General features: G+C 54.7%; 19 protein-coding genes and 1 riboswitch. Of the genes, 8 read left to right on the plus strand and 11 right to left on the minus strand.

Annotation, left to right across the window (positions count from 1 at the left end):
- Nucleotides 1–16: 16 nt before the first annotated feature.
- From LH22_RS05210 to rpsU, 4 genes are all read right to left on the minus strand, one after another.
- Nucleotides 17–1,333 (minus strand): IS4 family transposase, encoded by a 1,317-nt coding sequence (locus LH22_RS05210; RefSeq protein WP_038644653.1) that lies wholly within the window; start codon nt 1,331–1,333, stop codon nt 17–19.
- Nucleotides 1,334–1,456: 123 nt separating this feature from the next.
- Nucleotides 1,457–3,301, minus strand: coding sequence for an RNA polymerase sigma factor RpoD (gene rpoD / locus LH22_RS05215; protein WP_034828348.1), 1,845 nt, complete (start codon nt 3,299–3,301; stop codon nt 1,457–1,459).
- A 360-nt stretch (nt 3,302–3,661) separates the two neighbouring features.
- Nucleotides 3,662–5,407 carry a DNA primase gene (gene dnaG, locus LH22_RS05220; protein ID WP_038644656.1) on the minus strand — a complete coding sequence of 582 codons (1,746 nt, stop codon included), beginning with the start codon at nt 5,405–5,407 and terminating at the stop codon, nt 3,662–3,664.
- A gap of 118 nt (nt 5,408–5,525) precedes the next feature.
- Nucleotides 5,526–5,741 carry a 30S ribosomal protein S21 gene (gene rpsU, locus LH22_RS05225; RefSeq protein ID WP_001144069.1) on the minus strand — a complete coding sequence of 72 codons (216 nt, stop codon included), beginning with the start codon at nt 5,739–5,741 and terminating at the stop codon, nt 5,526–5,528.
- Nucleotides 5,742–6,019: 278 nt separating this feature from the next.
- Between rpsU and tsaD the strand changes: the two genes are divergently transcribed.
- Nucleotides 6,020–7,033 carry a tRNA (adenosine(37)-N6)-threonylcarbamoyltransferase complex transferase subunit TsaD gene (gene tsaD, locus LH22_RS05230; protein WP_038644658.1) on the plus strand — a complete coding sequence of 338 codons (1,014 nt, stop codon included), beginning with the start codon at nt 6,020–6,022 and terminating at the stop codon, nt 7,031–7,033.
- Between the two features lie 30 nt (nt 7,034–7,063).
- Here tsaD and plsY read toward each other — a convergent pair whose 3' ends face one another.
- Nucleotides 7,064–7,663: a glycerol-3-phosphate 1-O-acyltransferase PlsY gene (gene plsY / locus LH22_RS05235; RefSeq protein ID WP_034828352.1), complete on the minus strand. Its 600-nt coding sequence runs from the start codon at nt 7,661–7,663 to the stop codon at nt 7,064–7,066.
- A gap of 107 nt (nt 7,664–7,770) precedes the next feature.
- Between plsY and folB the strand changes: the two genes are divergently transcribed.
- Complete coding sequence (folB, locus tag LH22_RS05240; protein WP_034828354.1) at nt 7,771–8,130, plus strand: bifunctional dihydroneopterin aldolase/7,8-dihydroneopterin epimerase; 360 nt, start codon at nt 7,771–7,773, stop codon at nt 8,128–8,130.
- Between the two features lie 191 nt (nt 8,131–8,321).
- A complete protein-coding gene (bacA, locus tag LH22_RS05245; protein WP_038644661.1) occupies nt 8,322–9,140 on the plus strand; it encodes an undecaprenyl-diphosphate phosphatase in 819 nt (272 codons plus the stop codon).
- A 17-nt stretch (nt 9,141–9,157) separates the two neighbouring features.
- On the opposite strand, the gene LH22_RS05250 is transcribed toward bacA, so the two are convergent.
- Both LH22_RS05250 and LH22_RS05255 read right to left on the minus strand, forming a co-directional pair.
- Nucleotides 9,158–10,390, minus strand: a complete 1,233-nt coding sequence (locus LH22_RS05250) for a multifunctional CCA addition/repair protein (protein ID WP_038644663.1) — start codon at nt 10,388–10,390, stop codon at nt 9,158–9,160.
- A gap of 140 nt (nt 10,391–10,530) precedes the next feature.
- Nucleotides 10,531–11,154, minus strand: coding sequence for a TIGR04211 family SH3 domain-containing protein (locus LH22_RS05255; RefSeq protein WP_034828360.1), 624 nt, complete (start codon nt 11,152–11,154; stop codon nt 10,531–10,533).
- A gap of 204 nt (nt 11,155–11,358) precedes the next feature.
- Here LH22_RS05255 and LH22_RS05260 point away from each other — a divergent pair, with 204 nt between their 5' ends.
- The 3 genes from LH22_RS05260 to hldE all read left to right on the plus strand — a co-directional run bounded on the left by LH22_RS05260 (nt 11,359) and on the right by hldE (nt 17,112).
- Nucleotides 11,359–12,669 (plus strand): inorganic triphosphatase, encoded by a 1,311-nt coding sequence (locus tag LH22_RS05260; protein WP_038644664.1) that lies wholly within the window; start codon nt 11,359–11,361, stop codon nt 12,667–12,669.
- A gap of 31 nt (nt 12,670–12,700) precedes the next feature.
- Nucleotides 12,701–15,559: a bifunctional [glutamate--ammonia ligase]-adenylyl-L-tyrosine phosphorylase/[glutamate--ammonia-ligase] adenylyltransferase gene (glnE, locus tag LH22_RS05265; RefSeq protein WP_038644665.1), complete on the plus strand. Its 2,859-nt coding sequence runs from the start codon at nt 12,701–12,703 to the stop codon at nt 15,557–15,559.
- 128 nt (nt 15,560–15,687) lie between these two features.
- Nucleotides 15,688–17,112: a bifunctional D-glycero-beta-D-manno-heptose-7-phosphate kinase/D-glycero-beta-D-manno-heptose 1-phosphate adenylyltransferase HldE gene (gene hldE / locus LH22_RS05270; RefSeq protein WP_038644667.1), complete on the plus strand. Its 1,425-nt coding sequence runs from the start codon at nt 15,688–15,690 to the stop codon at nt 17,110–17,112.
- A 278-nt stretch (nt 17,113–17,390) separates the two neighbouring features.
- On the opposite strand, the gene ubiK is transcribed toward hldE, so the two are convergent.
- The gene (gene ubiK, locus LH22_RS05275) at nt 17,391–17,696 is read right to left on the minus strand and encodes a ubiquinone biosynthesis accessory factor UbiK (RefSeq protein WP_034828368.1); all 306 of its coding nucleotides are present in this window, start codon (nt 17,694–17,696) and stop codon (nt 17,391–17,393) included.
- Between the two features lie 171 nt (nt 17,697–17,867).
- Nucleotides 17,868–18,017: riboswitch (FMN riboswitch) on the plus strand.
- Between the two features lie 111 nt (nt 18,018–18,128).
- Here ubiK and ribB point away from each other — a divergent pair.
- A complete protein-coding gene (ribB, locus tag LH22_RS05280) occupies nt 18,129–18,785 on the plus strand; it encodes a 3,4-dihydroxy-2-butanone-4-phosphate synthase (RefSeq protein ID WP_034828370.1) in 657 nt (218 codons plus the stop codon).
- Nucleotides 18,786–19,005: 220 nt separating this feature from the next.
- Nucleotides 19,006–19,791: a 4,5-DOPA dioxygenase extradiol gene (gene ygiD / locus LH22_RS05285; RefSeq protein ID WP_038644670.1), complete on the plus strand. Its 786-nt coding sequence runs from the start codon at nt 19,006–19,008 to the stop codon at nt 19,789–19,791.
- Between the two features lie 37 nt (nt 19,792–19,828).
- Here the strand turns inward: ygiD and LH22_RS05290 are convergent, their stop codons facing one another.
- The 3 genes from LH22_RS05290 to tolC all read right to left on the minus strand — a co-directional run bounded on the left by LH22_RS05290 (nt 19,829) and on the right by tolC (nt 23,304).
- The gene (locus tag LH22_RS05290) at nt 19,829–20,992 is read right to left on the minus strand and encodes a glutathionylspermidine synthase family protein (protein WP_038644671.1); all 1,164 of its coding nucleotides are present in this window, start codon (nt 20,990–20,992) and stop codon (nt 19,829–19,831) included.
- 8 nt (nt 20,993–21,000) lie between these two features.
- Nucleotides 21,001–21,690 (minus strand): DUF1190 family protein, encoded by a 690-nt coding sequence (locus LH22_RS05295; protein ID WP_038644673.1) that lies wholly within the window; start codon nt 21,688–21,690, stop codon nt 21,001–21,003.
- 141 nt (nt 21,691–21,831) lie between these two features.
- A complete protein-coding gene (gene tolC / locus LH22_RS05300; RefSeq protein ID WP_038644675.1) occupies nt 21,832–23,304 on the minus strand; it encodes an outer membrane channel protein TolC in 1,473 nt (490 codons plus the stop codon).
- Nucleotides 23,305–23,495 lie beyond the last annotated feature (191 nt).

The following is a 23,495-nucleotide window of genomic DNA, read 5'->3' on the forward strand; positions in this document are numbered from 1 at the left end:
CCGTAATGCTTGTCAGTTAAGATCTTAATGGAGGCCGCAACGGATAACGTTGCGGCTTCTTTTTTACCGCCCTTGGGTAATGCCGCACTCTTCTTTCTGGCAGCACCAGCCCTGGCGCCATCGCCATTATCTCTTCCATTATCCGCGGTATTTTTCCCGGTGAGATGCCCGGTAGCAGGCTCAGATGACTTCTCAGATACAGTGCGGACTGCTTAAAACTCATCTGATAAGGTTCCACGCCTTTCAGGCTGTACGCCATCTGCGCCATCATGAACCTCAGAAGGTTATAGGCCAGGACCACGCCCCACAGCTCCTGACGCACAAGTTCTGGCTTTTTGCTTCTCAGCGTCAGCTCATTATTCAGCAGGTGTTGTTTCATCTCGCGGAACCCATGCTCTATTTCCCAGCGATGGCCGTATAAATCCACGACATCTGCTTTGGGATACCTCAGGGGATCGCACATGGATGTCAGGATTTGAACCGTTTTTCCGTTGAGTTCTTTACTGATAAGCCTTGCCGTCAGCGTGTCCGCAGCACCCTGCCATTTTTTCTTCGCCTGCGGCGACAGCTGTAATTCCACCAACTCCTGCCCGGCCCCTAAGCTACGGATTACACGGTACTGTGCTCCTTTGCGCAGCGGCAGCATCCAGTGTCTTTCCGTTCCCGCTGACTGCCAGGCGTGCAGCAGACCCAGCGCATAAAAACCTTTATCAAAGAGGGTCAGAGAGTGGTCGGGGGGCTGTGGGATAAGCTGAGCGGCAAGATCGGCTTCGCCGACAGCTGAGACGCTGTCGAACGCTGCTGCTGACAGCAGGTGACTGGTGATTTCCATCTGACAGACCATTCGCACCTGCGGCCACTCAGAGCACTTATTAATATTGGCCGTTCGCCCGAAGGCGGCATCATTCTCTGGTGTGTCAGGGGTACGCCATACGGTGCCATCCACCGCCATCAGAGTCAGTCCGTTCCAGTGCGACAGCGGTGTCTTTTCAAACCACAGGCGCTGCGTTTTCTCAAACATTAACCGGATAACATCTTCGCCAAATCGCTGCCGGGCCTGCACAACCGCGCTGGGCGCAACAAAGGGCCTTTTTCCCGGCAGAAGAATATCCAGGTGTGAGACGAGCTGAGTCATCGAATGGGAGCGAAAAAGTGCCATGCCGGTCACTGCCCAGACCATCATTTCCATCGATAACCGGCGCTTTCGTAACGTTACTGTCCCGGTATCCGCGAGACACTCGTCAATAAGTTCAGGAGAAAGGAGATCAGAAAGCGTCGAGAACTCCTGAGGAGTAAAGTTATGAACAATATCGAGAGCCTGACTGAGAAGCATAAAAAAATCCGTAATCCCTGAGAGATTACGGATTCTTGCAGAACTGTTGGATCGTTCAACCGATCATTTTTGTCTTAACTGATCGGCATTACGGCAAGCCGGGGTTTTTCGTCTTAACGAGGATTAATCGTCAAGGAAGCTACGCAGCACTTCGGAGCGGCTTGGGTGACGCAGCTTACGCAGCGCCTTGGCTTCGATCTGACGAATACGCTCACGGGTAACGTCAAACTGTTTGCCAACCTCTTCCAGCGTGTGGTCGGTGTTCATATCGATACCGAAACGCATACGCAGGACTTTCGCTTCACGCGCAGTCAGACCCGCAAGCACGTCGTGGGTGGCTGAACGCAGGCTTTCTGAGGTAGCAGAATCCAGCGGCAGCTCCAGCGTGGTGTCTTCGATAAAATCGCCCAGATGTGAATCTTCATCATCACCAATCGGCGTCTCCATTGAGATCGGCTCTTTAGCAATTTTCAGCACTTTGCGAATCTTATCTTCTGGCATCAGCATACGCTCAGCCAGCTCTTCCGGCGTTGGCTCACGGCCCATCTCTTGCAGCATCTGGCGCGAAATACGGTTGAGCTTGTTGATGGTCTCAATCATATGCACCGGAATACGGATGGTACGTGCCTGGTCGGCGATAGAACGGGTGATAGCCTGACGAATCCACCAGGTTGCATAAGTTGAGAACTTATAACCACGACGGTATTCAAACTTATCAACCGCTTTCATCAGGCCGATGTTACCTTCCTGAATCAGATCGAGGAACTGCAGACCACGGTTGGTGTATTTCTTGGCGATAGAAATAACCAGACGCAAGTTTGCTTCAACCATCTCTTTCTTCGCACGACGCGCTTTGGCTTCGCCGATCGACATGCGACGGTTGATGTCTTTAACCTGCTCGATGGTCAGGCCGGTCTCTTCTTCAATCTGCTGCAATTTCTGCAGTGAACGCGTCACATCATCTTCAACTTCAAGCAGTTTCTCTGACCAGGGCTTATTCATGGCCAGCGCCGCTTTGAACCAGCTTGGGCTGGTTTCGTTGCCGGTGAACAGCGTGATGAAGTTCTTCTTCGGCATTTTGCAGATTTCAATACACAGCTTCATGATCAGGCGCTCTTGCGTACGCACGCGCTCCATCATGACGCGCATACTGTTCACCAGGTAGTCGAATTGCTTCGGCACCAGGCGGAACTGTTTGAACACTTCAGACAGGTTATTGATTTCTGCAACGGCATCAGCGTGGCTGCGGCCTTTGGCTTTGATCACGGTACGGGTGGTTTCGTACTGGGTGCGCAGATCGTTGAACTTTTCGCGCGCCAGTTCTGGATCGATGGAGTTATCATCGTCAGAGCTGTCGTCGTCGCCATCTTCGTCTTCTTCATCGTCGTCGTTACGGTCTTCTTCAGACAGTTCAGAACCCACGTGAGTGGCGGTTGGCGCGATATCTTCTTCCGCGTTCGGGTCAACAAAGCCGGTGATCAGGTCAGACAGGCGAGATTCGCCCGCTTCCACACGATCGTACTGATCGAGCAGATAGGTGATGGCTTCCGGATATTCGGCAACCGAGCACTGAACCTGGTTGATACCGTCTTCGATACGCTTAGCGATGTCGATTTCGCCTTCGCGCGTCAGCAGCTCAACGGTACCCATTTCGCGCATATACATACGCACAGGGTCAGTAGTACGGCCAATTTCAGATTCAACGCTAGAGAGTACCTGCGCGGCAGCTTCTGCGGCATCTTCGTCAGTATCAGTACTGTTCTCATTCAGCATCAGATCATCGGCATCAGGTGCTTCTTCAACAACCTGAATACCCATGTCGTTAATCATCTGGATGATGTCTTCGATCTGATCGGAGTCGACGATATCTTCCGGCAGATGGTCATTGACCTCAGCATAGGTCAGATAGCCCTGCTCCTTACCACGGGTGACAAGCAGCTTAAGCTGTGACTGCGGGTTTTGCTCCATAAGACGGTATCCACACTTCTGTTAATTAGATTGGTGTCGGTCGGCAGCGAGCCAACTATAACAGTGAAGGCGTTGTTCTTTTGCCGCTGCCTTCAACGCGGCCAGGGTATCGACCCTTCATATATCGGCACTTAAGCCGCTTGAATTCTTGCTTTGCGGGCTTGGCTTACTCGCCACTTTCGTCCCCGGCAGTGCTCGTAATCCGCACGTCCTTGAGTACGCTCCGGTTACTGCGCGCTGGCGGTAAAGAAACTGGCTTCGACGCCGACGGCCCTCGTACGGTGCGCTTAAAACCGAACCGAACGATCAAACCAAAACGGCGGCTTTAACAGCCTTCAACGTTCTGGTCTGGTAAAAATCTTATTTTTTCGCTAATGCCTGACTTAAGGCCCAGAACTCGCGGCGTTCGGCGGCGCTCAGGCCTTCGGTACGATCGCGTGCGATAAGCGCTTCAAGGCGCTGTTCAAGGGCTGAGTCGTAAAGACTCGCCAGTGAATCCTGGAACACGGCTTCTGCTTCATCATCCACTATCATGTGGTTCCAGGTGGCCAGCGTTTCAAGGGGCTGGCTAAATTCTGTCCCGCGATATAACTCTAGTAGCTGTCCGGTCGTCAGGCCAGGATTCTCAGTACAACGACTGACTAACTCCACAAACAGCGGTAAACCCGCCATTTTTGACTGCTCAAGCCCATCCAGCGTAGGAACGATGGCGGCAAATTGCGGATTCTGCACCAGTAACGCAATCAACACGCGCATGGTGGTGCGCTTCAACGGGGGAGCCGTTGGCGCAGTGCCGCTTTCTGCCTGCTTTGGCATCAGCTTGTCTAACTGGTTATCGTCCAGAATGCCGAGTTTATTACCCAGATTCTGACGCATATAAATGCGTAAAGTTTCACCGGGGATCTGGCTAATCAACGGCAGCGCCAGCGTTGCCAGCTTGGTTTTACCGTCACGCGTGCTCAGATCGACCTGTGGCATCAGGTTGTCGAATAAAAACGTGGAGAGCGGTAAAGCCTGCTCCATCCGCGCTTCAAACGCCTCTTTGCCTTCTTTACGCACCAGCGTGTCCGGATCCTCGCCATCAGGCAAAAACATAAAGCGTAGCTGACGACCGTCATTCATGTAAGGCAATGCGGTTTCCAGTGCACGCCATGCGGCTTCGCGCCCCGCGCGGTCGCCGTCGTAACAGCAAATCACCGTGTCGGTAGAACGGAACAGCAGCTGAATGTGCTCAGCGGTGGTCGAGGTGCCCAGCGAGGCAACGGCATAATCGATGCCAAATTGCGCCAGCGCCACCACGTCCATATAGCCTTCTACAACCAGCAAACGCGCGGGCTGCGGATGATTCTTTTGCGCTTCATACAGGCCATATAACTGACGGCCTTTATGGAAAATCGGTGTTTCCGGCGAGTTCAGGTACTTCGGCGTATCGTTGCCCAGTACACGTCCACCAAAACCAATGACGCGCCCACGCTTATCGCGAATCGGGAACATCACGCGATCGCGAAAACGATCATAAGTGCGGCCGGAATCGTTACTGACCAGCATGCCCGCTTCCATTAAGGATTCGCGGTCCTCTTTCTGCTGACCAAAACGTTTCAGCACGTTATCCCAGCCTGCTGGCGCATAACCAATCGCGAAGTGATCGATCACTTGCTGGCTGAGACCGCGTGTGGCGAGATAATTTTGTGCAGATGTCGCTTGCGGGTTACGCAGGCTTTGCTGATAGAAACCGTCGAGGCCTTCCAGCAGCTGATACAGACTTTGACGCTGATGACGTTCCATCGGGCTGGGGCCGTTGCCCGCTTCATACGGCACTTCTAAGCCGTGTTGCGTGGCCAGCTCCTCAACGCTTTCGACGAAATCCAGACGATCGTGATTCATCAGGAAATCGATGGCGTTACCTTTGGCGCCACAGCCGAAGCAGTAATAGAACTGCTTCTCACCGCTTACGGTGAAAGAGGGGGTTTTCTCGTTATGAAAAGGACAGCACGCGTGATAGTTCTTACCCTGCTTTTTCAGCTTAACGCGGGCATCGATAAGATCCACGATATCCGTGCGGGCAAGTAAGTCATTGATAAATACGCGTGGAATTCGTCCAGCCATAAGCCCCGGTTTTTCAGCTCATAAACGGCAACAAGCCGCGCTTCCTTTCGGAAAGCACGGCCTCTTACTTGACTCTGTCTGCGCTTAACACGCGGCGGAAGCGAACTTCCGAAAGAAATTAGTACAGACGAGTGCGGCGTGCGTTTTCGCGAGCCAGTTTCTTGGCGTGACGCTTAACAGCAGACGCTTTAGCGCGCTTACGCTCAGTCGTTGGTTTTTCATAAAACTCACGACGACGAACTTCCGCCAGAACACCTGCTTTCTCGCAAGAACGCTTGAAGCGACGCAGTGCTACGTCGAAAGGCTCGTTTTCACGTACTTTAATTACCGGCATGTAACTCTTACCTCGATAAATTCGGTTTTGCTGCTGACTGCGGCGCCAGCACTTTTAAAATGGTGCAGCATTTTACTCCAGCCGTAGCCGAGTTGTAAAGCACCATGAACAATTTAGAACCAACAGAGACATATGCCATCGCGGCTGCCGGTTTTTTCAGGCCGTGGAGTATAGCGCACTCTTTGTGCGACAGAAAAACACTTTTTCCTGGCAAAGTCGTCCAGCGTGTGATTCGCCTGTGCTACACTGCGCGCCGCAAGAAGAGGGTGATAAAAGCTATGCGAGTTCTGGGTATTGAAACGTCCTGCGATGAAACCGGCATCGCGATTTATGACGATGCGTCCGGTCTGTTGGCGAATCAATTATATAGCCAGGTCAAACTGCACGCCGATTACGGTGGCGTAGTGCCCGAACTGGCCTCACGTGACCACGTGCGCAAAACCGTTCCGCTGATTCAGGCTGCGCTGAAAGAAGCCGGATTAGCCGCAAAAGACATTGATGCCGTGGCCTATACCGCCGGTCCAGGTTTGGTCGGGGCGCTATTAGTCGGGGCGACTGTCGGCCGTGCATTGGCGTTCGCGTGGAATGTGCCTGCCGTGCCAGTTCATCATATGGAAGGCCATTTGCTGGCACCGATGCTGGAAGAGAATCCACCGGAGTTTCCGTTTGTGGCACTGCTGGTCTCCGGCGGTCACACGCAGTTAATCAGCGTCACTGGCATTGGTGAATACACTTTGCTGGGCGAATCGATTGACGATGCGGCGGGTGAAGCTTTCGATAAAACCGCCAAACTGCTCGGTCTGGATTATCCAGGCGGGCCGATGCTGTCACGCATGGCGCAGCAGGGCACGCCGGGTCGCTTCAAATTCCCGCGCCCGATGACCGATCGCCCAGGGCTGGATTTCAGCTTCTCGGGTTTGAAAACCTTCGCCGCTAACACCATTCGTGAACATAACGGCGATGAGCAGGCGCGTGCCGATATCGCTCGTGCGTTTGAGGATGCAGTGGTGGATACGCTGATGATCAAGTGCAAACGCGCGCTGGAGCAGACCGGCTTTAAACGCCTGGTGATTGCCGGTGGTGTCAGCGCCAACCGCACGCTGCGTGAGCGCATGGCCGAGATGATGCAAAAGCGCGGTGGCGAGGTGTTTTACGCGCGTCCGGAGTTCTGCACCGATAACGGTGCGATGATTGCCTATGCGGGCATGGTGCGGCTGAAAGGCGGTACGCGCGGTGAGTTGGGCGTCAGCGTCCGGCCACGTTGGCCACTGGCAGAATTGCCCGCCATCTAAAACGAAAAAACCGGCATCGCGCCGGTTTTTTTATTTCTTCTTCTTCCGCTTCCAGATCTTATTTTCCTGGCCGCGCCACAGGCGCTGGATGTTGTCGTGATGGCGCAACAGAATCAAACAGGAGAGCATCGAAACCGGGAAGGTAAACTGGGGTTTGAACCACCACACGTAAAACGGCGCGATCAGCGCACTGACTATCGCACCCAGCGAGGAGTAGCCGCTCAGCAGTACCGTCAGCAGCCAGGTGCCGGTCATCAATCCCGTCAAATCCCAGCCAATCGGCGCAATCGCACCAAACGCCGTCGCCACGCCTTTACCGCCACGAAAACGGAAGAACACCGGATAGATATGGCCGAGGCAGGCAGCAATCGCGGTCAAGCCGAGATACATCGGCGTGACGTGCAGCAGATAGGCGATCCATACCGGAATCATCCCTTTTGCCACGTCGAAAATCAGTACCGCAGCCGCAGCGGCTTTGCCACCAATGCGCAACACGTTGGTCGCGCCTGGGTTGCCGGAGCCAGCGGTACGCGGATCGGGTAAGCGCGCGAGTTTACAAACCAGGATCGCACTGGAAATCGAGCCGCAAAGATACGCGAAAATAATCATACCAAGCGCGATAGCACTCATAGCGTCGTACCGTTCCTTTTGGGTCGTTTTGTTCTCGATAAGCGTGGATAATACGCATAATCCGCCGGAAGTGGTATCCGGCTTAGCCAAAAACAGAGACTGACATCATGGATATCGTATTTATAGAACAACTCACCGTGTTCACCACCATTGGCGTTTACGACTGGGAACAGGGCATGCAGCAGAAGCTGGTGCTCGATGTCGAAATGGCGTGGGACAACCGTCGTGCCGCGGTGAGTGACGATGTGAACGACTGTCTGAGCTATGCCGATGTCACCGAGGTTATCCTCAATCATCTGCAGGGCCAGCGCTTTGCCTTAGTCGAACGCGTGGCGGAGGAAATTGCCGATCTGTTGATGAATCGTTTCAAAACTCCCGGTGTACGTATCAAGGTCGGGAAACCTGGCGCGGTGGCCCAGGCAGCGACCGTTGGCGTGCGTATTGAGCGCGGGACTATTCCTAAATAAATCATCCGTGATTGCCATCACAATGAAACCAAACCAAATTATGGTGTGTCTCACTTGAGGCCGTTGCGCTAACGGACGCGAAGTTGCCGATTTTCTTAAGGTTTCCTTCAGCGTGGCGCAGGCATAATTTTAGGCGGTAGCACCTTGCGACCGCCTTTTTACTGTTTAAAACGGATAGAGGAAAAATTTTGATGGCAGATATTCACCAGCTTTGGGTTGCTGCAATCCTGGGGGTTGTGGAAGGCCTCACGGAATTCCTGCCGGTCTCTTCTACGGGCCATATGATCATTGTTGGCCATCTGTTGGGTTTTGAGGGTGATAAAGCTGAAACCTTTGAAGTTGTCATTCAGCTGGGTTCAATTTTAGCAGTAGTGGTGATGTTCTGGCGCCGCCTGTTCGGACTGATTGGTATTCACTTCGGTAAGGAGCCGCATGAAGGCACCGGAACCGGAAAACTGACGCTGATTCACATCCTGTTAGGTATGGTTCCCGCGGTGGTGATTGGTCTGGTGCTCCACGATCAAATCAAAAGCCTGTTTAATCCGATTAACGTGATGTACGCGCTGGTCGTTGGTGGTGTGTTGCTGTTGGTCGCGGAGTACTTCAAGCCGAAACAGCCAAAAGCGGTAGGTATCGATGATATCACTTACCGCCAGGCGTTTATGATTGGCTGCTTCCAGTGTCTGGCGCTGTGGCCGGGCTTCTCGCGTTCGGGTGCCACCATTTCTGGCGGTATGCTGATGGGCGTGAGTCGTTATGCCGCATCGGAGTTCTCGTTCATCCTTGCGGTGCCGATGATGATTGGTGCGACCGGCTTGGATCTTTACAAGAGCATGGGCTTCCTGACGATGCAGGATTTCCCGATGTTCGCCGTCGGCTTCGTGACCGCTTTTATCGTAGCGCTGCTGGCCATCAAAGTGTTCCTGGAACTGATTAAGCGTATTTCGTTTGTCTCGTTCGCTATCTATCGCTTTATCGTGGCGGCGGCAGTTTACGCAATCTTCATGTAAGCGCGGCGTGCGGCCAGTTATGCTGGCCGCACGTTGATCAACCCTTCCTGTACCGCCATCACCCGACGACGCGTCAACTCTTCCCGCACGGCTGGGCCTTTAAAACCTGCTGCAACTACATCCTTCGTCGGCACCGCCTGAGACAGTGCAAACGCCTGACGTAGATAATCGCCTTGTGGATAGGCCAGGCTTTCCATTCCGGTGCGACCGCGCGCATCAGCTTCGCTGGTTAGCGCCATCTTCTCAACGCGATCGGGCTTACGCCAAGCATCAATGCGATCAAACAGAGCCACCAGTGACTCCGCAGACTGACGCTCAATGGTGTGGACGATATCGTGGAATTCGGTGACGATTAACGCCAGGTCGCGTACCTGATTGGATACGCGCAGCCGCTGGCACAGTGCTTCGACAATCGGGACGCCAGCTAAACCGTGACCATGATGGCTCGGCCATTTTTCCGGCGGCGTCAGCGCCTTACCGACATCGTGGAACAGCGTGGCAAAGCGCACGTCCAACTCATCTGAAAGGGCGGCAGATATCGTCAGCGTCATTAACGCGTGCACGCCGGTATCAATTTCGGGATGCCATTTGATCGGCGCCGGAATGCCGTACAGGTTATCCAGCTCCGGGAACAGCACCTGCAACGCACCGCAGTCACGCAATACCTGAAAATAGACCTGCGGGTTGCGGGTCAGCAGGGCTTTTTCGGTCTCTTTCCACACGCGTTCGGCCGTGAGGTCAGCTAACTCGCCGCTCTCCGCCATCTCACGCATTAAGGCCTGAGTTTCATCCGCGACACGGAAATTGAGGTGGGCAAAACGGGCAGCGAAACGAGCCACGCGCAGGACGCGCAGCGGATCTTCGTTAAAGGCGGCGGAGACATGGCGCAGGGTGCGATTCGCCAAATCCTGCTGCCCGCGATAAGGGTCGATTAAGCTGCCGTCGTCGGCCTGCGCAATGGCATTGATGGTGAGATCGCGGCGCTGCAAATCCTGCTCCAGCGTCACGTCCGGGGCAAATTGTGTGACAAAACCGATGTAGCCTTTGCCATTTTTGCGCTCGGTACGCGCCAGTGCATACTCTTCACGACTGCGTGGGTGCAAAAAAACCGGAAAATCCCGGCCCACCTGCTGATAACCTTGTGCCAGCATCGCTTCAGGTGTGGCACCGACCACCACCCAATCTCTATCTTTTACCGGCAAACGCAGTAAGGCATCACGCACCGCGCCACCGACCAGAAACGTCTTCACTCAACCACTCCAGAGGCAATGTATTCTGCGCGCCGTGCACGCATGTTGCGTTATTGTTGCATACTTTGGCTAAATATCGGGCACGCCAAAAGGGGCATCTTACGATCCCCTTGAAGAAAAGAACAAATCGGCGTGGCGGTTTAGTTCATCCAGCGATCATTTTTCTTACGGCGTGGCACCATGTGCGGCAATACCAAACCAAGCAGTAAGCCGACACCCAACACGCCGCCACCATACATAAACCACTGCATGATGATGGTGCGCTGTTTGTCATCCAGCTGGACGTTCGCGGCGCTGACTTTCTTCTGTGCGACAATCAGCTCATTTTTCAGCTTCTGATTTTCCGCTTTCAGGCCGTCAATGGTGCCGTCGCTGTTCGCCACTTTGCTCTGCATTTCAGAGGTGCGCTGATTCCAGCTGTTGTCGATATTCGCCAGCTTAGCGGTGAGATCTTTGACCTGTTGCTCCAGCTGCGGCACGCGGGTGCGCAGGCTAGGTTCGGCACTCAACTGGGACAGTGGGATCCAGTTGGTTTTCCCTTCGGCATCACGAATCTGACCATATTGGGAATCGTTGTTGACCTGCAACAAGGTGACTTCCTCTCCGGCATTCAGCTTGCCAATCAAGCGATATTGATCGCCCGGACCGCTGCGTACCCAAGTGGATAATTCATCGGAGATATAACGCTTTTCGTCAGCAGCATGAACGGGGGCGATGGCGCTAAATGCCAGCAAAGAAAGGGCAGCAAGTGTGATTTTTTTCATTCGATGTCGTTTTTTCTTAATGGCGTAAAATTACCGGCACAGTCTGGAGACGCTTCTCAAAAATCTGAATGAGAACTATCCTGGTCTCAATCTGGTGCGAAAAGGGTCGTAAAAGCACAAGAAAGCGGAGACAGCGGGCTTCCGGTGCATTACTCTTCGCCAGATTAAACTCGTAAGTGCCAGCAGCGTATTGAATAAAAAATTATGACCATCGAAATCGAATTAAAGTTCATTGCCACACCACAAGCCGCCGAAAAACTCGGTGAAACCCTTGCCGCGTGGCCACATCAGCACTTCGCCGCACGCGAGCTGACTAACATCTATTTTGAGACCGATGACAATCAGCTACGTCGTTGGGATATGGGCCTGCGCATCCGCGGTGTCGATCAGCGTTATGAGATGACGCTGAAGGCCGCCGGAAAAACCGTGGGCGGTCTGCATCAGCGCCCGGAATATAACGTCGACCTCACTGAGCCTACGCTGGATATCGCCCAGCTGCCGGCCGAAATCTGGCCAGAAGGCACCGATGTCGCGGCATTACAGCAGCGCCTGCAACCGCTGTTCAGCACCCATTTCCAGCGTGAAGCCTGGCTGGTGCAGTTTGGTGAGAGCGAAATTGAAGTGGCGTTTGATCGCGGAGACGTCGCCGCAGGCGAATTGAGCGAGCCGTTGTATGAAGTCGAGCTGGAGCTGAAAAGCGGCCAGCGTGCCGACATGCTGCAGTTCGCAGAAGCCTTGAGCACCGCTGGCGGCCTGCGCCTGGGCAGTTTGAGCAAAGCGGCGCGCGGTTATCAGCTGGCTCAGGGCAATCCTGCCCGCCCACTGCGTGCGTTAGCGCTGCAAAAAATCGGTGCCAAAGCCACGGTAGAGCAGGGCATGGTCAATGCAATGACCGCCGGTCTTAACCAGTGGCAGTATCACGAAGAAGTCTGGCTGCGCGGAAATGCCGATGCCAAAGAAGCGGTGATGGATGCGCTGGAAACCCTGCGTCAGGCGTTTTCGCTGTTTGGTGCGCTGGTACCGCGCAAGGCGAGCAGCGATCTGCGTCAGAAACTGACTCGTCTGGATGAGCTGTTAGCGGATGCGGAAATTGATGCGGAAACCGCCTGTTTCTCGCCTGTCTCTGTTGGTGCTCAGTTAGCACTTACTCACTGGCTAGTGGAGTCACAATGGCAGAACTGGCTGGATGATAAGAGCAAAAGCAAGCTGCAGGGTTCGTTCAAACGCTTCAGCGACATCATGCTCAGCCGTATTGCTGCCGATCTGCGTGAGACCTTCGTCGATGTGCAGCTGTTCAACGAATTCCAGGACAAATCCACGCGCCTGAATCGCCAGCTGCTAGCGGTGCATCTGCTGGCAGGGGCTTACCCAGCGGAAGAGGTGAATGTCTGGCTGGCAGGCTGGCAGGAACTGCAGCATGCGATCCGCATCCAGCAGGACCGCGGGTTGATTCAACTGGTTAATCTGGCCATTCGGCCATCGCCGTTCTGGCTGAATAGCGGAGTGAAACGCTAAGCCGGACGCACAATCGAATCAGGGAGGGAAGATGTTGTTACCGTTACCGGCGCTGATGCAGGCGCAGTTAGCTAACGTGGCCGAGCGCCTGAATATGCCGCCTTCCGCCTTTACGGCAGAGCAGGCGGGCGCGCTGACCTTTAGTGACTTTATCGTTGATAACCTGCAGCAGCATCCGGAGTGGTGGCAACAACTCCAGCAGCAACCGCCTGCACCAGATGAGTGGCAGCACTACAGCACCTGGCTGAAACAGGCGCTGGCGGGCGTGGAAAATGAAACTTCCCTGATGCGCGAACTGCGTCTGTTCCGCCGCCATATGCTGGTGCGTATGGCGTGGATGCAGGCGCTACAACATGCCAGCACCGAACAGAGCCTGACACAACTCAGCACGCTGGCGGAGATTCTCATCGCTGCCGCTCGTGATTGGGTGTGGCAGGATTGCAGCCGCGATTTCGGCACGCCGTGCAATGAAGCCGGTGAAGCGCAGCCCATGCTTATCCTCGGCATGGGCAAGCTGGGCGGCGGCGAACTCAACTTCTCTTCCGATATCGACCTGATCTTTGCCTGGCCGGAAAACGGCGTGACGCAAGGTGGCCGTCGCGAACTCGATAACGCCCAATTCTTTACCCGCATGGGCCAGCGCCTGATCAAAGTGCTGGATCAGCCTACCGTGGATGGTTTCGTCTATCGCGTGGACATGCGCCTGCGACCGTTTGGTGACAGTGGCCCGCTGGTGCTGAGTTTTGCAGCGCTGGAAGACTACTACCAGGAGCAGGGGCGTGACTGGGAGCGCTATGCGATGGTTAAAGCGCGCCTGATGGGCGACGATCAAGGCCACTGGAGTCAGGAGTTGCAGCAGATGCTGCGGCCGTTCGTCTATCGCCGCTACATCGATTTCAGTGTGATTCAGTCGCTGCGCAACATGAAAGGCATGATTGCCCGTGAAGTGCGGCGTCGTGGCCTGAAAGACAACATCAAACTCGGCGCGGGCGGCATTCGCGAAACCGAATTTATCGTACAGGTGTTCCAGCTCATTCGTGGTGGACGTGAGCGCTCACTTCAGCTCCGTTCCCTGCTGCCAACGCTGCAGGCGATTGGTGAACTGGCCTTGCTGAGTCCGGCGCAGGTGGAACATTTGCGTGCGGCCTATCTGTTCCTGCGTCGTCTGGAAAATCTGCTGCAAAGCATCAATGATGAGCAGACGCAAACCCTGCCGGAAAACCCGCTTGATCGTCAGCGTTTAGCCTGGGCGATGGGCGCGGCGGATTGGGATGCGCTGATGGTGCAACTTGAACAGCAGATGGCGGGAGTGCGCAGCATCTTTCATGAACTCATTGGTGATGATGCACCAGACGTGGACGATCAACCGCAGCTGGCAGAATTTGCTGGTTTGTGGCAGGACACGCTGGAGGAGAGCGATCTCATTCCTGTTGTGCCACAGCTGAACGAAGCGCAACGTCATGCGCTCTTCGAATCGCTGAACAGTTTCCGCCAGGATGTCAGCCGCCGTACCATCGGCCCGCGTGGGCGTCTGGCGCTTGATCAACTGATGCCGCGCCTGCTGAGCGAAGTCTGTCCACGCGAAGATGCTGATGTGGTGCTGGGCCGTTTGACACCGTTGCTGCTCGGTGTATTGACGCGTAGCACCTATCTGGAGCTGCTGACGGAATATCACGGGGCACTGCGCCATCTGATCCGCCTATGTGCCGCCTCGCCGATGGTCGCCAGCCAGCTGGCACGTTATCCGCTGTTGCTGGATGAACTGCTCGATCCCGCCACGTTGTATCAACCCACGGCTACCGATGCCTATCGCGATGAACTGCGCCAGTATCTGCTGCGTATTCCCACCGATGATGAAGAACAGCAGCTGGAAGCGCTGCGCCAGTTCAAGCAGGCGCAGCATCTGCGCATTGCCGCGGCCGATATCGCTGAAACGCTGCCGGTGATGAAAGTGAGTGATCACTTAACCTGGCTGGCAGAAGCCATTATCGAATCGGTGGTGCAGCAAGCGTGGCAAATGATGGTGCAGCGCTATGGACGCCCTTCGCACCTCACCAGCGACAGCGAGCGTGGTTTTGCTGTGGTCGGCTACGGCAAACTGGGCGGCTGGGAGTTGGGTTACAGCTCGGATCTGGATTTAGTGTTCCTGCATGACTGCCCGGACGATGCGGAAACCGATGGCGAACGCGTGATTGATGGCCGCCAGTTCTACCTGCGGCTGGCGCAGCGCGTGATGCATCTGTTTAGCACGCGCACCTCCTCTGGCATCTTGTATGAAGTCGATGCGCGCCTGCGTCCGTCTGGCGCGGCGGGCATGCTGGTGAGTACCTTTGCCGCCTTCGATGATTATCAGCGTAATGAAGCCTGGACCTGGGAACATCAGGCGCTGGTGCGCGCGCGTATTGTGTTTGGTGAAACGGCGCTCTGCGATCGTTTCAATAACATCCGTCGCGGCATTCTTTGCCTGCCGCGTGAGCGTCCTGCACTGCAAAAAGAAGTGCGAGAGATGCGCGAGAAAATGCGTGCCCATCTGAGCAACAAACACAAAGGACGCTGGGAGATCAAAACCGATGAAGGCGGCATCACCGATATTGAATTCATCGCGCAATATCTTGTCTTAGGCTACGCGGCAGAGCAGCCTGCGTTGACGCGTTGGTCGGACAATGTGCGAATTTTTGAATTGATGGCGCGTCAGGAGATCATGGATGCAGAGGAAGCGCAGGCGCTGACTCACGCATATGTCACGCTGCGTGATGCATTGCATCATCTCGCATTGCAGGAGCTGCCGGGGCACGTCGCGCCGGAATCTTTTGCTACTGAGCGGGCTGCCGTGCATCGCAGCTGGCAACGCTGGCTGGCTGCCACCGAATCTGATAGCGCGGAAGCGTAAAATAACGCTTCGCCCCTTAGTGACCCGGCATACAGGAAGGCGCGCAGCTCACGCACCTGTGGCTCGAAGTATCATCGGGGTATGTTATTATCCGCGCATAATTTTGACCGTAGTCTGGAGTCTTTGGAATGAAAGTAACGCTGCCCGCTTTTGGCAAAGCCGCTGTGCTGGTTGTTGGCGATGTCATGTTAGATCGCTACTGGTATGGCCCAACCAGCCGTATCTCGCCTGAAGCCCCGGTACCGGTGGTGAAAGTCGATACCATCGAAGAGCGTCCTGGCGGCGCGGCCAACGTGGCGATGAACATTGCTGCACTGGGTGCGGGCTCGCGTTTGATTGGCCTGACGGGTGAAGACGATGCGGCACGTGTGCTGAGCGAGACGCTGGAAAAGGTCAAAGTCGATTGTGATTTTGTCGCGGTGAAAAGCCATCCCACCATCACCAAACTGCGTGTGCTTTCGCGCAACCAGCAGCTGATCCGCCTCGATTTCGAAGAGGGTTTCGAGCAGGTTGATCCACAGCCTATCCACGATCGTATGCGTCAATCGCTGGCGCAGGCCGGTGCACTGGTGCTGTCAGATTACGCCAAAGGCGCGTTGAGCAGCGTGCAAACCATGATTCAGCTGGCGCGTGAAGCCAACGTGCCGGTGTTGATCGACCCGAAAGGCACGGATTTTGAGCGCTACCGCGGTGCGACTTTGCTGACGCCTAACCTGTCTGAGTTCGAAGCCGTGGTGGGTAAATGCAAAACCGTGGAAGAGATTGTGAATCGCGGCATGCAGCTCATCGCCGATTATGAGCTCTCCGCGCTGCTGGTCACCCGTTCTGAAAACGGCATGACGTTACTGCAGCCGGGCAAAGCGCCGCTGCATCTGCCAACGCAGGCGCAGGAAGTGTTTGACGTCACCGGTGCAGGTGACACCGTTATTGGCGTGCTGGCCGCCGTGCTGGCGGCCGGAGACAGCCTGGAAGAAGCCTGTTTCCTCGCCAATGCGGCAGCGGGCGTGGTCGTGGGCAAACTCGGGACATCAACCGTAAGCATCGTTGAACTGGAAAACGCCATTCATGCTCGTCCCGACAGCGGGTTTGGTGTGATGACCGAAGCCGAGCTTAAAGCAGCGGTGGCGCTGGCGCGTCAGCGCGGTGAGAAAGTGGTGATGACCAACGGCGTGTTCGACATCTTGCATGCAGGCCACGTTTCCTATCTTGCCAACGCACGTAAGCTGGGCGACCGTCTGATTGTTGCGGTAAACAGTGATGCTTCCACCAAACGTCTGAAAGGCGAAACCCGTCCGGTTAACCCGCAGGAAAACCGTATGATCGTGCTTGGTGCGCTGGAAGCGGTGGATTGGGTGGTGCTGTTTGAAGAAGACACGCCACAGCGTTTGATTGCGGGTGTGTTACCGGATCTGCTGGTGAAGGGCGGCGATTATAAGCCGGAAGATATTGCGGGCAGTAAAGAGGTTTGGGCCAACGGCGGTGACGTGCGGGTGCTGAATTTCGAAGACGGTATCTCCACCACTAACATCATCAAGACGATTCGCAGCCACTAACGGCGAGCACTGAGATCCCAGATGATTCGCCGTCACTACAGGCGAGCACTGGGATTTCCAATGATTCGCAGCCACTAACGGCAAACTCTGAGAGTTCAGACGATTGCCGTCACTCACGGCTAATACGAAGATTCCAGACGATTCGCCGTCACTCACGGCGAGCGTAGGGCAAGTGGATACAAACTCAACAGGCGGCCAAAAGGCCGCCTGTTATTGTCTGCGAGCAATGTATGCTCAACGGGTGCTGGCAAGCGATATACGCCCGGCGAGTCAGTGGTTTACTGCGGAGTGTCGATTTTACCCGCCGGATCCGGTGTCACTACCGCAGGTGCCGGTGCGGCTGGGCTCTCACTTTCCAGTTTTGCCAGGCGCTGTTCCAGTGCGGCCAGCTTCTCACGCGTGCGCAGCAGTACCTGCGTCTGCACATCAAACTCTTCACGATTAACTAAATCCATGCGGGTTAACTGCGCCTGCAATACCTGACGAATTTTCTTTTCGACATCGTCGCCAAAGTCGCGAATCCCTTTTGGCATAGCTTCATGGACCTGGCGAGCCAGTTGTTCAATTTTTTTCGTGTCGATCATGATGATTTCCTGGTTGCGGTGGCTGATAACAGCACGTGTTCCGACTCAACAAAGGTTAAGTGTAATGCCTGAAACGAAAAGGTTAAACCTGAATTCCGCATCGCAGTAAATGCAAAAGCATTTGCGCTTTTGTCGATTGCCCGTCCAGATGATTGGCGTTATAGTGAGCTCGCTTATTCTCAGGGCGGGGCGAAATTCCCCACCGGCGGTAAATCAGCTTCGGCTGAAAGCCCGCGAGCGCTTTCGCTGCAAAGTGAAAGGTCAGCAGATCCGGTGTAATTCCGGGGCCGACGGTTAGAGTCCGGATGGGAGAGGGTAACGACATCAGCCGGGCTTACGCCCGCGTCACGTTTTTGCCATGTGTATTATTTGCGCACTCCTAAGCACGCCCTGGTTCTGGTAACTCATATATTTTTTATAAGGTTTTTTACCATGAATCAGACGCTTCTTTCTGAATTTGGCACGCCGGAACAGCGTGTAGAACGCGCCATCGATGCGCTGCGTAACGGTCGCGGTGTGATGGTGCTCGACGATGAAAATCGTGAAAACGAAGGTGACATGATCTTTGCCGCCGAAACCATGACCGTAGAGCAAATGGCACTGACTATTCGCCACGGCAGCGGCATTGTCTGCCTGTGCATCACTGAAGAGCGCCGCCAGCAGTTGGATCTGCCGATGATGGTAGAAACCAACACCAGCTCTTATGGCACTGGCTTTACTGTCACCATTGAAGCCGCAGAAGGTGTTACCACCGGTGTTTCTGCCGCTGACCGCGTCACCACGATTCGTGCCGCTGTGGCAGATGGCGCTAAGCCGAGCGATCTCAACCGTCCAGGCCATGTCTTCCCGCTGCGCGCGCGCGAAGGTGGTGTGCTGACGCGTGGTGGTCACACTGAAGCCACCATCGATTTGGTGACGTTAGCAGGTTTCAAACCCGCCGGTGTGCTGTGTGAATTGACCAATGACGACGGCAGCATGGCGCATGCGCCAGAAGCGATTGTGTTTGCCAAACAACACGATATGCCGGTCGTGACGATTGAAGATCTGGTGGCTTATCGCCGCGAGCGTGAAACGCGGCAGGCAAGCTAAGCCTCAGTTATCGTCACCAAAAAATCCGCAGCTTCTCCAGGCTGCGGATTTTTTATAGCGCTTAAGTACGTTTTTAAACCCCATTTTCACCGCCCATCCACTGCACAAATTCTTATTCAAATTCCCTGATAGAGATCATCACAGTTATCAGCGTTAATCCCGGCACGAAAGCGCGTATCGTAGCGGCTAATAAAGCGACACTTTCGTCAGAGGAACCATCATGAGCCACAACCGTATGCCCGCCCTGTTTTTGGGTCACGGCAGTCAGATGAACGTACTGGAAGACAATACCTATACCCGCGCATGGCAGCATCTGGGGGCAACATTGCCACGTCCGCGCGCCATTCTCGCTGTGTCGGCACACTGGTACACACGCGGTACGGCGGTGACGGCCATGAATAATCCGCGCACCATCCATGACTTTGGTGGCTTCCCGCAGGCGCTGTTTGATGTGCGTTATCCAGCACCGGGTTCGCCTGAGCTGGCACAGCAAGTCATCGATCTGCTGGCACCGATTGACGTCCATGCCGACCAGGAGTGGGGATTTGATCACGGCTCATGGGGCGTGCTGGCAAAAATGTATCCGCAAGCCGATATCCCGGTGGTGCAGTTAAGTATCGATGGGACGCAATCGGCGCAATGGCACTTTGAATTAGGTCGCAAACTGGCGTCACTGCGTGACGAAGGCGTGATGATCGTCGCCAGCGGTAACGTGGTGCATAACTTGCGTATGCTGCGCTGGCAGGGTGCCGCCACAAGCTATCCATGGGCAGAAAGCTTCAATGAATTTGTGCGTGAGAATTTGAGCTTTGCCGGTGAAGCAGCAGATCATCCGTTGGTGAATTATCTGCAGCACGAAGGTGCAGAGATGTCCAACCCAACGCCAGAACACTATCTGCCGTTGCTGTATATCCTCGGTGCGCGTGCAGCTGAGGAGTCGATCAGCATTCCTGTGGAAGGGATGGAGATGGGCGCAATCAGTATGCTTTCGGTGCAGGTAAGTTAATGAACTGGCCGCCCGCGTCTGACGGGCGGCACAGCATTTATTCGATAAAGGTATGCGGGTAGAAGCGTGACAGATCCTGAGTGATCAGCGCGCGATCTTCACGAATGCCGATACCAGCGGGTTGATCGTCAATCAGCCAGCTACCGATCAAGGTGTAGCTGTCGCCGAACTTCGGCAACGGATGGAACTGCTGGATGATCATTCCCTCTTCGCCGTACGGACCTTCAGCACGGGCGATCTCCTGACCATTTTCGATGATGCGAATATTGGCACCTTCACGTGAAAACAGCGGTTTCACCACGTACTTGTCCATCTGCGGGGCATTTTTGTCGTCGGCAAAGTAGGCGGGCAGCAGATTGGGATGGTCAGGGAACATTTCCCACAGCAGCGGCAGCAGCGCTTTATTCGAGATAATGCTTTTCCACGCCGGTTCCAACCAACGCACACCGGCATCTGCCAGCTTGGTGGAGAACACTTCACGCAGCATAAATTCCCACGGATAAAGCTTAAACAGGTTGCTGATCACCCGGTCATGCTGATCGGTAAACTGGCCTCTTTCACCCAACCCAATATCATCGATATACAGGAATTCATTCGGCAGGCCGGCTTCGGTGGCGCAATCCTGCATGTATTGCACTGTGGCACGATCTTCTTCGGTGTCACGGCAGCAGGCAAAGTGTAGCCAGTTAAAACCGTGCTCCTGATGCAACGCGGCAAAGCGCTCAATCAGCTTTTCCTGCAGGCTATTAAACTGGTCACTGCCTTGTGGCAGGTTGCCCGCATTGACTTGATCTTCCAGCCAGATCCACTGGAAAAAGGCCGCTTCATACAGAGAGGTCGGCGTGTCGGCGTTATTCTCCAGCAGCTTGGCATCGCCTTTACCGTCCCAGGCTAAATCCAGACGGGAATAGAGCGACGGCTGACGCAGCTTCCACGAGTCTCGTACGAAGTCCCAGGTGTGTTTGGGAATGCAGAAGCGGGTGAGCAGTTCATCACTGTTCACCACTTTTTCCACCGCCTGCAGACACATCTGATGCAGTTCAGCGGTGGTATCTTCTAATTGCTCAACCTGTGCGAGGGTGAACTGGTAATAAGCGTCTTCACACCAGTAAGGTTCACCGTACATGGTGTGAAACTGGAAGCCATATTCGTTGGCTTTTTCGCGCCAGTCCGGACGTTCGCTGATAGCAATACGTTGCATACTGCGGCTTAGCCTCCCATCGAGCGGCTGCTGCCAGTGCTGCTGCGATTGGTGCTGGTGGCATTGCTGCGCTGCATGGTGTTTTGTTTCGCAACGCTCTCACCGAAGCCACCACGCGTGATGGTGGAGGTGGTCGCTGGCTTAGGTGCCATGGCGGTTTTCGGCACGTTCATGCTACGGCCTGAGGTCGCGGCACCATAGTTTTTGCCTGAAGCATCGACAAACTGACCGTTAGCCGGGCTGTTCGGGGTTTTCGGTGAGAACAACGGTTGCTGCGCAAAGCCCGCGCCGCCGCCCATCATGCGACCCATCATGTAACCGGCCATCAGCGGCATCCAGAAGCTACCGCTCTGCTGCGCTTCGGCATTGTTAGTGGTGCCGACACCGGCCTGAGCAGGTGTTTGCTGGCACTGATTCTCACCGAACTCTGCGACGCAATCTTCGCGCGTGGCGTATTTCGGTGCGGTGCGTTCGGCTTCTTTCTTCGCATTGTTATATGCAGTGGTACATTGCGCGCTCTGGCTAGGGTTAGCTTTCGCACAATCATCCGCGTTTTGGTACAGCGATACTGTCTCATCGCTCTGTTCGCAGCCAGCCAGCATAAACACTGCGGTAACCGCGAGTGCAACTGGCGTTAAATGGCGTGCCTGCCAGCTTTTACGAAAAGCGGCATGACGAATATGTTTAGTCCGTTTCATTATTTTCATCCTGTGCCCAAAGGTGGGGCTTAGGATAGGTGATGAGTGGTGGAAAATGAAGCGAGAAGCCGGATGGCTGGGGGATCTTTACGTTGTTATACGTTTGAATGCGAAAGGGGCCGCAAGCGGCCCCTTAAGGGATTAATTACCGAAAGGATTTCCGCTGCTGTGAGCGGCAGCCGGGCGTGCTTTCGCGGCGGCTGAAGGTGCCGAGGTTTTCGGACCATTATCAACACGTGAAGCCTGCTGGCTGTTTTCTGGTGCCACCACTTCTGGTGCGGTGGTGATTTCCTTGCCCAGTGTGCTGTTCAGTTGCTGCAAGTCCTGCTCATTCAACGTACCCAGCGCATATTTGATGTTCAGCTGGTTAATCAGGTAGCTGTAACGCGCATCAGAAAGCTGCTGCTTAGAGTTGAACAGGGTCGTGGTCGCATCCAGCACATCAACGATGGTACGGGTACCCACCTGATAACCGGCTTCCATCGCATCCAATGAACTCTGAGCAGACACAACGGCCTGTTTGTAAGCATCGATGCTACTGATAGAGGCGTTAACGTTGTTGAACGAAGAACGCACGGTCTGGATCGCACTACGATGTGCGCCTTCCAGCTGCTCGCTGGCGGCAACAAAGTTGTACTGCGCCTGTTTCACCTGCGAGGTCACTGAACCACCGCTGTACAGCGGCAGGGAGAAGCTCAGGCCAACCTGGTTGGAACCCGTGATGGAGTCGGTAGTGCCAGCACTCTGGTTAGCACGGCTGCCGCCATATTTGCTGTTAGACACACCGGTAGAGGCAGTCAGATCCAGCGTTGGCATATGACCCGACTCAGCAGAGCGAATTTGCTCGCGCGCCAGGTCCTGGCTCAAACGTGCAGATAACAGGCTGAGATTGCGGCTTTCAGCCTGCTTCAGCAAGGAAGCAACGGCATCCGGGCGTGCGGTTTTGAAACGATCGATATTCAGTGAAGCCAGTGCCAGATAATCCATACCGGTGATCTGACGCAGCGATTCCACCGCATTATCGAGGTTGTTACGCGCGGTCACTTCGTTGGCCAGCACGCTGTCATACTGCGCACGGGCGTTCTGCACATCAGTGATCGCCACCAGACCCACGTTGAAGCGTTGGGTGGTTTGATCCAATTCGCGGTAGATCGACTGTTTCTGCGCTTCTGTGTAAGAAAGGGTATCAATCGCCTTCAACACGTTGAAATAAGCGGTTGCGGTGTTCAGAATCAGATCCTGTTGTGCGACCTGATAGGTGACATCCTGAATTCCGGCGGTTTTTTCCTGCAGCGACAGCGCACGCCATTTCGACATATCGAAAATGGTTTGTGTTAATTGCAGAGAAGCGCTGGTCGTGTTGGAATGAAGACCGCTGCTGTCACGGTAACCATTATTATAGGTATAATCTGCGCCCAGACCGAGCTGTGGCAATAAAGGGCTACGCGCTTCGTTAATTTTCTCAAAGGCTGCATCACGGTCAGCGGCAGAAGCACGCAGATCCGGGTTGCTAAGGCGCGCCTGCTGGTAAACCTGCAACAGGTTCTCTGCCTGGCTGGCAAGGCTAAATCCGCCCAGGCTCAACCCAATAAAAAGTGGGAGCAGTTTTTTCATTTGCATTCCTTTTGTTGCAGCAAATTGCACTGGTAGTGCTGCAGGTAAGCCAAAAAATAATCGCCGATTCTACAGAGGCGGCGTCAGAGATAAGTTGGCTGAACGTGCCTTCTTCCCCTAATTTACGTAAATAATTCAGAAAGAACCACTCGGACGGAGCACAAGGGTTGGCTTTTCTTCGCTCCATCCCA

It is taken from the genome of Pantoea rwandensis, assembly GCF_000759475.1.
GTDB classification, from domain to species: Bacteria; Pseudomonadota; Gammaproteobacteria; order Enterobacterales; family Enterobacteriaceae; genus Pantoea; species Pantoea rwandensis_B.